Source organism: ANME-2 cluster archaeon, assembly GCA_019429385.1.
In the GTDB taxonomy this organism is placed as follows: Archaea; Halobacteriota; Methanosarcinia; order Methanosarcinales; family Methanocomedenaceae; genus Methanocomedens_B.
In genome coordinates this window covers 1-12,366 of record JAHYIS010000015.1, presented here as the reverse complement: position 1 = coordinate 12,366, position 12,366 = coordinate 1, and the positions used below count along the sequence as shown (strand labels likewise).

Below are 12,366 nucleotides of genomic sequence, written 5' to 3'. Positions count from 1 at the left end.
AAAATTAGAAGGATAAGCTAAAAATGGTAAATGACTACTCAGAAGACAATCTTGTTGAACAACCCGCAATTGCTCTATTTGCCGGATTAGGGTGGGAAACTGGCAACTGTTTTGATGAAAAATTCGGTGAAGATTGTACACTTGGTCGTGAGACATCCAGCGAAGTAGTGATATTGCCCCGATTACGTTTGGCATTGGAACGATTAAATCCTGCTCTTCCCAAAGAAGTCATTGAACTGGCTATTGAAGAACTGGCCCGTGATAGAAGCATTATGAGCCCTGCCAATGCCAACCGCGAAGTATACCAATTATTAAAAAATGGCGTAAAAGTCTCATTTCAGGATAATGAGAATGAAGAAATTGTAGAAACAGTACAGGTCATTGACTGGAACAATCATTCAAATAATGACTTCTTCCTTGCGTCCCAGTTCTGGGTGTCAGGTGATATGTACAAGCGCCGGCCCGATCTGGTGGGTTTTGTCAATGGACTGCCCCTCGTTTTCATTGAACTCAAAGCATCCCACAGGCGTCTGGAACATGCATATCAGGATAATCTGCGCGACTATAAATCAACCATCCCCCAGGTCTTCTGGTACAATGCATTAATTCTACTCTCAAATGGAAGTATCAGCAAAATCGGCAGCATGACCGCTGCTTGGGAGCACTTCACAGAATGGAAAAAGATCAACAGCGAAGGGGAAGAGGGTATCATTTCACTGGATACTATGATCCGTGGGACCTGTGAACCTTCCCGCCTGCTGGATATTATAGAGAATTTCACCATTTTCAGTGAGATCAGTGGCGGTCTCGCAAAATTCGTGGCAAAGAACCATCAATACCTGGGTGTGAACAATGCCACTGAAGCGCTATTACAGATTAAAGAGAATCAGGGGAAACTGGGAGTATTCTGGCATACACAGGGAAGCGGGAAGAGTTACTCAATGATCTTCTTTTCCCAAAAGGTACTGCGCAAAATTCCCGGGAACTATACCTTTGTTATGATAACCGACAGGCAGGAACTGGACGACCAGATCTATAAAAATTTTGCCAATACGGGAATCGTAACAGAAGAACACGTACAGGCCACAAGTGGCAAACACCTGCAACAACTCCTGAGTGAAGACCACCGTTTCATTTTCACATTGATACAGAAATTCCGAACCGATAAAGATGAAACCTACCCCAAGATCTCAGACCGGGATGATATCATTGTAATCACTGACGAAGCACATCGCAGTCAGTACGATATACTTGCCACCAATATGCGCAATGCTCTTCCCAATGCTGCCTTTATTGCCTTTACCGGTACACCCCTTATCATTGGCGAAGAAAAAACAAAAGAAGTATTCGGGGATTATATCAGTATCTATGATTTCAAACAATCAGTAGAGGACGGAGCTACAGTACCGCTGTATTATGAAAACCGCATCCCTGGACTTCAGCTTACCAATAAAGACCTCAATACAGATCTGGAATGCTTGATAGAAGAAGCAGAATTGGATGAAGAACAGGAAAAGAAAGTCGCCCGGGAATTTGCCCGGGAGTACCATCTTATTACCAGGAACGACCGGCTTGAGAAGATCGCAGAAGATATTGTTGCACATTTCATGGGCCGTGGGACCACTGGCAAGGCAATGGTCATTTCCATCGATAAAGCAACTGCGGTAAAGATGTATGATAAAGTGCAGGAGTACTGGCAAAAATATCTCAACGAACTTGAATCAAAACCAGTCTCCGTTAATGAAATTGAGAGAAAAGAACATCTGATCAGAATCAAATTCATGAAAGAGACCGACATGGCAGTTGTGGTATCCCAGGAGCAGAATGAAATTGAAACCTTCAAAGAAAAGGGATTGGATATTGCCCCACATAGAAGGCGGATCGTAAATGAAGACCTGGATAAAAAATTCAAAGATCCGAATGATCCATTTCGCATTGTATTTGTCTGTGCTATGTGGATGACCGGTTTTGATGTCCCTTCCTGTTCTACCATCTATCTCGACAAACCCATGCGCAACCATACGCTAATGCAGACCATTGCCAGGGCAAACCGTGTTTTTGGAGATAAGTTAAATGGCCTGATAGTGGATTATATCGGAGTATTCCGGAATCTGGAAAAAGCTCTGGCCATCTATGGATCTGCTGGTGGTGGAGAAACCAAAGAGGGCGAAACTCCGGTAAGGGATAAAAGTGAGCTTGTTCAGTACCTGAAACAGGTGATCAATGAAACAACAGATTTTTGTAAAAAACGAGGTATCAACCTGGCTAAAATTCATGCTGCTGATGGTTTTAAACGTGTGAAATTACTTGATAATGCTGTTGAAGCAATTTTAGTCAATGATGATTCGAAGAAAAAATACCTGTCACTGGCAGTGAACGTAGCTAAAATATACCGGGCGATTCTCCCCGATCCAGCCGCAAATGAGTTTGGACCCAGCCAGAAACTCATCACAGTAATAGCTGTAAAAATTCGTTCCCTGACACCGAAAGCTGATATCTCAGATATTATGGGTGAAGTTGAAGATTTGTTAGATCAGTCAATTGCTACAGAAGGATACATCATCCAGGATCCATCCGAACAATCTGATGTAAGCAAATACCTGGATTTAAGCCAGGTTAATTTTGAAGCATTAAAGGAAGCTTTTGAAAAAGGCCATAAACGGATCGAAACAGAAAAATTGAGAGCTTCAGTTGAAAATAAATTGGCGCAGTTGATTCGTTTAAATAAAAGTCGGATGGATTATCTGGAGAAGTTCCAGGAAATGATTGATGAGTATAATTCTGGCTCACATAATGTGGAGTTCTTTTTCACGAAATTAATGGCTTTTGCTCAAGAAATCAATGCAGAAGAAAAACGGGGAATTGCCGAAAAACTTAGCGAAGAGGAATTGGCAATCTTTGATCTATTGACCAGGCCGGAAATTACTTTGAATGAGAAAGAAGAATCACAGGTTAAGAAGGTGGCACAAAAGCTTTTGGAAACCCTAAAAGATGAGATGTTGGTGCTGGATTGGCGTAAAAGACAACAATCCCGGGCTGCGGTCTTTGTATCTATCGAAGAGACGTTAGATCTTCTGCCTCGAATTTATACTCCAGAGGTATATCAGAATAAGTGTGATGTAGTATATCAGCATGTATATGATTCATATTTTGGGCAGGGACAGAGTGTTTATGCTGCTTCGGTATGAAGATGGGGCGGTATGTTAAGACGTGCCGGACCCATCTGAAATATATCTTTATTGTGATAAAAGTACGGGCTCCATTCATTTCTTCACTTCCAGCTACCTCCATTCCTGCACCTTACCCGCCGCCTCTATTCTTGCATTGATGCCTGCGCCCGGTCCGTACTTAACAGAACAGTTTTCGACGAGACATCAACCACCTCCGCAACTATGGATTATGGTGCTTGACTTCTGCCACAGAGCTTGATGGATTATTGACCATACTAAAACATGTTTACTAATCAAGTCGCTGGAAACCGCAGGATATTCAGTATCTGCTATTTAAGGTTTATGCTCACAAAATACGTGATGGTCTCCACTTTGTTTCGTTAAATAATATTTAACAATACATATATAACTCAAAAAACGATAAGTACTACAAATTATTTACTTTATCACGCTAGAAATTTTATACAAAAGTTATATAATAAAATTGTTTGAATAGTAAGCCACAATATAGTACATAATATGAAATTAATTGACCCCGTAAACGATTTTCAGATTCCCAGGGAATGGCTCGACCGGGTGGACATGCCGTCCCGGGAACTGGCCGAAGGCGTGAGAGCAGGACTGCTGGTGGTACTCTCAAACGGCAAGGTGCTGCACAGAGGCTTTACCACAGGTACAACCGCTGCAGCCGCAGCTAAAGCTTCAGTGTTATCAATACAGGGAGAGGTGGATTCAGTATCGGTACCTACCCCGGCTGGAATACGGGCACACCTTAGCACACAGGCAGCGAGCGGCAGGGCAGAGGTGGTAAAGATACCGGGCGACCATGAAAGCGATGCAACGGGTGGTCTGGTATTCATTGCTGAGGCAATTCCCTCCTCCCGGATTGAACTGCTCGCAGGACCCGGTATTGGCAGGGTCACCAGAGGCGGACTGCAGGTTGAAGTCGGGATGCCTGCCATAAATCCTGCTCCGTACCGCCAGATACTGGAATCTATCCAGGAGGCACTGGATGAGACCGGCCTGGAAGGTGCCATCGTGAGCCTGTCTGTACCTGATGGCGTAGCTGTGGGGGCACAAACCCTGAATCCGCGGGTCGGTGTGGAAGGCGGCATATCCATACTGGGAACGACCGGATTCGTGGAACCATGGAGCGACCACCTGGGCGAGACCAGGATGGACCTTATACGAGATGCCTCGAACGTGGTACTGACCACAGGGCGTGTCGGGATGCGTTATTCCCAGATGCTGTTCCCTGAACATACGGTCGTCATGGTGGGCAGCCGGCTTGACGAAGGTATTAAGGCGTCAGGGGGAGAAACGATACTATGTGGGCTCCCGGGATTGATATTGAAATGGGCAGTGCCTGATATCCTGGAGGGGACAGGGTTCAACACCGTGCTTGAGATGGTGGATAATGACCCGACGAACCCAAATCTGGACCGGGCGCTCGAGGCGGCTGTGAATAAAGCAGGAAGGACGAGGATAATACTCCTTGACAGGGATGGCACTATTATAAAGGATACGGAGAGCATAGCATGAAAATCGTTGGCGTTGGTATCGGTCCTGGTATGGTGACCCCAGAGGCCGCCCTGACAATACAGCAAGCCGGGATGGTGTATGGTTCACCCCGTGCCCTTGAACTGGCAGCTGAATATATTTGCTGCGAAGCCAGGGCGATAGAGGACTATGGACGGGTACGTGACCTTCCCTCCGATGCTGTTCTCCTTTCAACCGGCGACCCCAACCTTTCAGGCCTGGGTAAATTTGCAGGACCCAATGATGTGGTAATACCCGGGATCTCATCTTTGCAGGCTGCATGTGCCCGGTTGAAAGTTAACCTTGCCGGTATCGTGGTGGTTAACGCGCATGGCAGGAATCCGGCACCTGTAGCAATAAAATTCAGGCGGGCCATTACTTTGGGTTCAACCATTTTCTTGCTTCCTTCCCCGCATTTTGGTGTCGATGAAGTGGTATCGATCCTTGGAAGTATCAGACTCGATGTACCGGTTGCAGTTCTTGAAAAGTTAGGGTATCCTGACGAGCACGTGGAAATTGGAACAATAGATAATAAACCCGTTATATCATCACAGCTATACTGTATGATTGTTGGACCGGCACTGGAACATACCATGAAATGACCTCAATACCTGACCTCTATGAGAACATTCTCCCCCATTCTTGCATCTAAAGCCCTCTGGCAGCTCAGGATCAAAAAAAGACCTTTCGTCCTATCCCACGGTATCAATGCAAGGTGCAACATGCATTGCGATTTTTGTGAATACTGGAAAGAAGAAAAGGACGAAATGGAGACGGGGGATATCCTGCGCATGCTGGATGAGGCAAAACGTTTTGGCATCAAGTATTACAATGCCTGGACCGTAGAACCATTATTGAGGGACGACCTGCCCTTTATCATGGCATATGCCCGCGAGCTGGGAATGATAACGTCCATGATAACGAACGGTAAACTGCTTAAACAGCGGGCGCATGAACTGGATGTGGTGGACTACCTGTCAGTATCAGTAGACGGGACCGATTCCTATAAAGATATCAGGGGCATGGATTTCAATGACCTTCTGGCCGGTATCGAAGCGGCTAATGATGGGCGCAGGAACCCTATCCTGATGAACTGCGTCATCTCCGGACAGAACCTGGATGATATTGAGCCGCTGGTACACCTGGCCAGGGAGATGGGAGTATGGATATCCTTTGAGGCGCTGAACCAGTCAGGAGGCATAGGTCAGGATGTGTGGGACAGGATAGGGATACAGGATACTGCCAAATACGAGCGGGCTGTGGACAGTATAATCAGGCTGAAGAAAGAAGGATATCCTATTATCAATTCCCTGACATACCTGAAAATGGTACGGGACCGTACCATGGATTTCACGTGTCATGCCGCTGATATTATCCTCAATGTCACATCAGATGGCTGCATAGAACACTGCCGGGTACAAAAAGAACGACTTGGTCATGCAAGCGAGGGGCTGGAACATGTATGGGAGTCGTCAAAGGACCAACGTGCCAGAACAGCACGGAATTGTGGTGGATGCCTGTTTTTCGGATACGTTGAGGGTAGCCTCCTGTTTGATTTCAAGCCAGAGGTAATGGCACATTATGAATGGATTTAAGAATGATTAATATACTATTGATATTTAGTATAATTAATTTACTATTGATATCTATTATAATAATTAATTTTCAGGTTCGCAATCCATGTGGAGCAAAATACTGAACAACTTTAAAAAACATCCTGCACAGGAGAAGGTCATCAAGCTCTTGCTGGAGCGCGGTTTCCAGGTCAATGAACAGGGCCGGGTAGTATCGGGAAACATCGAGATACCCCATACCCAGGTGGGCAGGGAGATAGACGTGGACCGGCGTGTCATTGACTCCACGTGCGAAGTGATACTGGATGACAGGACCCTGAGCAGTATTTTCCGTAATATTCATACCATACCGTTCCTGAAGGACGTGGCACCCGAATTGGGTCTTGGGGTTCTGGTCATAACACCCGGAGATGCCTCCAGGACAGGTATTCTGGGCAGTGTGGCCACCGCAGTGGCACGTCGGGGTTTAAGTATCAGGCAGGCAGTGACCGACGACCCTTATTTGACTGAAAAACCACAACTGACTATCATCACCGATAGTAAGATACCCGGTGACCTTGTTAATGAATTGATGAAAGTACCCGGTGTAAAAAGCGTAACAGTATCGTAATAATCAACAATTCGTAGGGTTATTTTTTAGGAGCGGTTTTAGGAACTGTCTTCTTTACAGTTTTAGGAGGAGCTATCTTGTTTGTGCTTTTGGCTCCAGTCTTCTTTGCAGTTTTGTCTTTTGCGGCAGTTTGGCCAGTTGTTGCTTTCTTTTTTGTAGTTGTCCTCTTGCCCTTAGTATTACCAACCGAGGTTTTTTTCGTTTTAGGTGCAGTCTTTGTTCCGGTCGTCTTTTTACCGGAAGGACCTTTTTGGGGAACAGTCTTCTCAGCCGGAATGACTTCATCAGGCCGTGCCCCTTCGGATGCTGTTTCTATTTCAGCAGCGATCTTCGCTTCTGTGATGGCTTTTTTGGTTTTGGAACTACCTGCAGAAACTTTTATCCCGGTCGTGCCCGACGATGTGGTTTTTGGTTTTGCAGCAGTCCTGGTTTCACCGGCTGAAAGCCGGATGGCTGTATTCATTCTCTTTTCAGGGATTACAAATAGTTCCTCTTTGGGTTTCTTTTTCGCGGCTGGTTGTGGCACCAGATCCAGGATACCACTCATTCTCGGTTCTTTCTCTATCTCGAACCGGGAGATTGTCACGCCGCCAGGGGCCCGCATCGGGCCGTCCACCTTTGCATCTTCATGTACCGTGACCACGCCGCCGTTGATCTCACCAAGGATGTGGGTGCCTTTACCCACGCGCACATTCCCCCTGGTGACAAGGTTCCCATGAATGGTATTGCCTTCTCCGATGACGATATCATCCATGGTCTTGATGCTGCCGAACAGCGTATTATTATTCCCCATGACCAGTGACGCGGCCCTGATATTCCCCATCAACCGGCATCCACTGCCGATATTTGCCCTGTCAGGTACCCTGATGGTTTCCATATCCACCTTTGAACCGCTGGGGATTATGAACAGTTTCCCCTCATACAGGTCATCATCGTCGTCACTGAAAAGTTCACTCAGGGCTTTTTCAACTTCCTCGCCCTTGCCCAATCTCAGCATTTCGGTAAGATAAAGGTAAATGTATATAATAACGGGAATGGGATTCCTGACGACTATCCAGCCTTTTGCCTCAAAACCCCCACCGATCTTCACATCCTTGCCGATATCCAGGTCGCCACCCACAACCAGTTTCCCGTCAATGTCAACAAATTCACCGATAAAGGCCTGGTTTTTGGTCCTTACATCACCACCAACATGGGACCACATATCGATACGTATCTCTTGCGGCCCTATCACATTACCGTCGATACGTACCCTCTCGCCTGCTATTACCGAATCCGCAATTATGCCAAAACCTATGTCGCAATAATTGCCTATAATGGCTCCGCCATCCACCACAATGGAACGCTCTTCCATTTTGGTGTTATCAGGTATTGTGAACGTCCTCAACAGTTCTTCCATCACGTTTTGCTCCGCAATAATTTGAGGTATTTAGTATCCAGAGAATATAAAGTGTTTTGCTTTTATTTCTCGAACGTTTTATCTATAATCCAGTCTAATCTACAGCCTGATTATTATGTGCGAATTACATGCCATGCTGGTTGACGGGACCGAGAGGAAATTGTTGATGGAGGATGTTGTACGGTTAGTTGTTGACAATGAGGACATAACCATGACCGGAATGTTGGGCGATACCAAGAATGTCAAAGGGAAGATACTGCGCATAGACCTCACGAAACAGGAAGCCCTGATACAGAAAATCGATTAGGTTATGGTATAGTAAGGAACTCTTATAAATAGTGGTTATCATTTCAATTGAGGGAGAATAGATGTCTAAAGCTAAGATTGCAATAAATGGGTATGGTACCATAGGAAAACGTGTGGCAGATGCGGTTGCTGCCCAGGATGACATGGAGATTGCAGGTGTCGTGAAAACGCGCCCCAGTTTTGAGGCAAAAATGGCAATTGACCGTGGATTTGACCTGTATGCAGCTTCTCCTGACAAGATAGATGGCTTAAAAAAGGCCGGGCTTGAGGTCTCAGGTTCACTGGATGACCTGCTGGCAGGTGCAGACCTGGTGGTAGACTGCACACCCGGAGGCGTGGGAGCTGCCTATAAGGAAGTGTACCAGAAGCACGGCATAAAGGCCATCTGGCAGGGCGGCGAAGACCATGAGTTAGCAGGTTTCAGTTTCAATGCAGAGGCAAATTATGCTGACGCCATTGGCCGCGATCTTACCAGGGTGGTCAGTTGCAATACTACCGGGCTTACCAGGGCACTGTATCCCCTTGACCAGACCTTTGGTGTAAAGAAATCCAGGGTCACCCTGATGCGCAGGGCAGCAGACCCGGGCAATATCAAGAGCGGACCGATCAATGCCATTGTGCCCAATCCCATCAGTTTACCCAGCCACCACGGGCCTGATGTAAATTCCATCCTGCCCGACCTCCAGATTGCCACCGTGGCTGTAAAACTGTCCACCACGATCATGCATTTCCATTCACTCAATGTAGAACTGAAACGTGATTTCGAACCGCAGGATATCATAGACCTGTATGCTTCCCGCCCCCGTATCAGGTTCGTATCAGGGGCAGATAAGATAACGAGCACTGCAGAAGTAATGGAATTCGCCAGGGACCTGGGGCGCAGCCGCAGTGACATGTTCGAGAACGTGATATGGAAGGACAGTATCAGCAAGTACCAGGGCGAGCTGTACTTCTTCCAGGCCATTCACCAGGAATCTGATGTGGTCCCCGAGAACGTTGATGCCATCCGTGCCATGTGCGGACTGGAATCCGACGGTGCAAAGTCCATAGCAAAGACCAACAGGACAATGGGAATAGGCAAATAAGCCTGTTCCTTTCATTTTTTCCCTAATGACCTATACTCAATAACCGGGCGAATGGTGAGCAAGACACGCATTTTCAGGATAAAAAGCGGCAATCTTGAGGAGATTATCACAACAGCCGCACAGATTCTCAGGCAGGGCGGTACCGTGGCATTCCCCACCGAGACCGTATACGGCCTGGGCGCCGATGCATTGAATCCCGGAGCGGTCCAAAAGATATTCCAGGCAAAAGGGCGCCCGCTGGATAATCCACTTATCGTGCATATAGCAGACAAAGAGCAACTGGACGTGCTTGCCAGGGATATACCCGACAGCGCCCGCAATCTCATGGATGCATTCTGGCCCGGCCCCCTGACCCTTATCTTCAGGCGCAGGGACATTGTACCTGACGTCACTACCTGTGGGCTGGACACTGTGGCGGTCAGGATGCCTGATGATCCGGTGGCAACGGCATTGATACGGCAGGCAGGCACACCCATCGCAGCACCCAGTGCCAACCTGTCCGGCAGGCCCAGTCCTACAACTGCAGAGCATGTGATTGCTGACCTTTCAGGCAGGATAGATGCGGTGATCGACGGCGGGCCTGTTCGCGTGGGTGTTGAATCCACGGTGCTGGACATGACCTCAGACATTCCCGTGCTGCTCAGACCGGGTGAGGTGGATGTGGAGCAGATACGGGAATACGTGGGTGAGGTGCGTATTGGTTACACGGAACACATGGCGGCCCCGGGAGAGATTGTCAGGTCGCCAGGCCTGAAATATACCCATTATTCACCACAGACGAGACTGGTGCTGGTCAAAGGGAACAGCCAGGCTGTTGTGGACAGGATCGGGGAGCTGGCCAGGGAATACCGGAAACAGGATTTCCGGGTAGGGTTGCTGGTTACTGATGAGACTGCTGAGTACGTGTCGTCGGATGAGGTGTTCCTGCTGGGGAGCAGGTACGATACATCCGCCATTGCCAGTAATCTGTTCGCTGGCCTGCGGTATCTGGATCAAAAAGACCTTGATGTTATCATTGCTGACGGCTGGATAGGGGAGGATGGTGTGGGTGAGGCAGTGAGGAACAGGTTGAACAAGGCTACCGGTGAATCGGTGGATACCGGAACCGGGTAATAAGGAGGGTCTGACCATGCCCGATATTCCTGAACTTGTGGCTGGCGTACGCAACATCGCGGCTCTCTCAGCGTGCAGGGACCATGCCGATGCCGTGTATTTTTCCCTTGACCGGTTCAGTCTCAGGTCACGCGCCCGGGACATTACCCTGGACAGCCTTGATACCTTTGTCGGGCAGGTAAAAGACGGCGGTCTCAAGGCATACCTGGCAGTCAATACCGTGATGTATCCTGATGACCTGCCTGCTATGGACTCAGTGGTGGAAGCGGCTGCCAGTGCCGGTGTGGATGCAGTTATTGCCTGGGACCCGGCAGTCATCAGCAGGACCGTGGAGTGCGGGCTTGAACTGCACATATCGACCCAGGCCAATGTGTCCAACGGCCGGACGGCAGAGTTTTACCGGGAACTGGGCGCCAGCCGGGTGATACTGTCCCGCGAGCTGACCCTTGAGCAGATACGGGATATCAGGCAGCATACTGGTGTGGAACTGGAGGTGTTCGTGCACGGCGCCATGTGCCAGGCAGTTTCAGGACGCTGTTACCTGTCCGCGTACCTGCTGGGGGGCTCGGGGAACTGCGGTGCGTGTACCCAGCCGTGCCGCTGGCAGTGGACACTGCACGGCGAGGACGGGGCAGAGGTGGAACTGGGCGGGAAATACCTGCTCAGCGTCAGGGACCTGTGCATGATAGAGCACGTGCCAGAACTGGTGGATGCGGGTGTGGATGCCTTCAAGCTGGAGGGCAGGCTGAGGGACCCCGGCTATACTGCTGTGGTCTCCCGGTGCTATCGAGAGGCTCTGGATGCCTGCAGGGACGGTTCATACCGGGGGGAGCGGGCACTGCAATGGAAGGAACAGATGGCTGCCGTTTATAACAGGGGCTTTTCAACGGGTTTCTATTTCGGGGCGCCGGGTCCTGACGGGATGGCAATGGAGAAGGACATGAACGCTTCACAGGTGCGCAGGCAGGCTGTGGGTGTGGTAGTGAATTATTTTCCTGAGCATGGGGCTGCGGCTGTCAGGCTTCGAGAGGATGGGTTGAGTGTTGGTGACCTCATAGTGATTGAAGGTGCCAGCACGTTTCTTGAGCAGCAGGTGGGGTCATTGATGAAAGACCACCGGGCTATTCAGATGGCTGAACAGGGGCAGGATGTGGGACTGGCTGTGGCTGGCAAGGTCAGGAAGAATGATATTGTGTATAGGATTGAGAGGGGTGGGGGAGAGGAAGGGTTATAAGGAAGAATTTTGGGGATTGCTTCTACACCTTTGAGGCTGATAAGTTTGGATAATTTATATATAATGTCGAAAACTTACATTAAGATTCTATTTCCCAACAATTTTTAGAAACTTAAAGTGATGTATTAACCATTCATCATGATTCAAAACAACAAATCAATTAATTAAAGTATGGTAAGACCTGGTACTATCAGTACGAGGATAGTTATTCTACCGGGAAAGCTATCCTGTGCATCTAAAAAATATTATAATCCAAAACAACAATTCTTAAAATAAAAATGGGGGCTAAATTAGACTGCAGATAGAGCGCAGTCTCACAACATTTTATTTAAGCAA

At 48.1% G+C, this 12,366-nt stretch carries 10 protein-coding genes; 9 read left to right on the top strand and 1 reads right to left on the bottom strand.

Annotated features, from left to right (window positions below; all coding sequences use genetic code 11):
• Positions 1–23 precede the first annotated feature (23 nt).
• From K0A89_06645 to K0A89_06625, 5 genes are all read left to right on the top strand, one after another.
• Positions 24–3,188 carry a type I restriction endonuclease subunit R gene (locus K0A89_06645; GenBank protein MBW6518163.1) on the top strand — a complete coding sequence of 1,055 codons (3,165 nt, stop codon included), beginning with the start codon at positions 24–26 and terminating at the stop codon, positions 3,186–3,188.
• 501 nt (positions 3,189–3,689) lie between these two features.
• Positions 3,690–4,712 carry a cobalt-precorrin-5B (C(1))-methyltransferase gene (locus K0A89_06640; protein ID MBW6518162.1) on the top strand — a complete coding sequence of 341 codons (1,023 nt, stop codon included), beginning with the start codon at positions 3,690–3,692 and terminating at the stop codon, positions 4,710–4,712.
• Positions 4,709–5,311: a cobalt-precorrin-7 (C(5))-methyltransferase gene (locus K0A89_06635; protein ID MBW6518161.1), complete on the top strand. Its 603-nt coding sequence runs from the start codon at positions 4,709–4,711 to the stop codon at positions 5,309–5,311. The genes K0A89_06640 and K0A89_06635 overlap by 4 nt, the downstream gene beginning before the upstream one ends.
• Positions 5,312–5,329: 18 nt before the next feature.
• Positions 5,330–6,304: a radical SAM protein gene (locus tag K0A89_06630; GenBank protein ID MBW6518160.1), complete on the top strand. Its 975-nt coding sequence runs from the start codon at positions 5,330–5,332 to the stop codon at positions 6,302–6,304.
• A gap of 85 nt (positions 6,305–6,389) precedes the next feature.
• Positions 6,390–6,893, top strand: coding sequence for an amino acid-binding protein (locus K0A89_06625; GenBank protein ID MBW6518159.1), 504 nt, complete (start codon positions 6,390–6,392; stop codon positions 6,891–6,893).
• A 19-nt stretch (positions 6,894–6,912) separates the two neighbouring features.
• On the opposite strand, the gene K0A89_06620 is transcribed toward K0A89_06625, so the two are convergent.
• Positions 6,913–8,292 carry a hypothetical protein gene (locus K0A89_06620; protein MBW6518158.1) on the bottom strand — a complete coding sequence of 460 codons (1,380 nt, stop codon included), beginning with the start codon at positions 8,290–8,292 and terminating at the stop codon, positions 6,913–6,915.
• Positions 8,293–8,407: 115 nt separating this feature from the next.
• Between K0A89_06620 and K0A89_06615 the strand changes: the two genes are divergently transcribed.
• The 4 genes from K0A89_06615 (at position 8,408) to K0A89_06600 (ending at position 12,030) form a co-directional block, all read left to right on the top strand.
• Positions 8,408–8,599: a CooT family nickel-binding protein gene (locus K0A89_06615; GenBank protein ID MBW6518157.1), complete on the top strand. Its 192-nt coding sequence runs from the start codon at positions 8,408–8,410 to the stop codon at positions 8,597–8,599.
• A gap of 61 nt (positions 8,600–8,660) precedes the next feature.
• Positions 8,661–9,683 carry a type II glyceraldehyde-3-phosphate dehydrogenase gene (locus K0A89_06610; protein ID MBW6518156.1) on the top strand — a complete coding sequence of 341 codons (1,023 nt, stop codon included), beginning with the start codon at positions 8,661–8,663 and terminating at the stop codon, positions 9,681–9,683.
• 51 nt (positions 9,684–9,734) lie between these two features.
• Positions 9,735–10,796: a threonylcarbamoyl-AMP synthase gene (locus K0A89_06605; GenBank protein ID MBW6518155.1), complete on the top strand. Its 1,062-nt coding sequence runs from the start codon at positions 9,735–9,737 to the stop codon at positions 10,794–10,796.
• Positions 10,797–10,812: 16 nt separating this feature from the next.
• On the top strand, positions 10,813–12,030 hold the full coding sequence (locus tag K0A89_06600; GenBank protein ID MBW6518154.1) for a U32 family peptidase: 1,218 nt from the start codon (positions 10,813–10,815) through the stop codon (positions 12,028–12,030).
• Positions 12,031–12,366 lie beyond the last annotated feature (336 nt).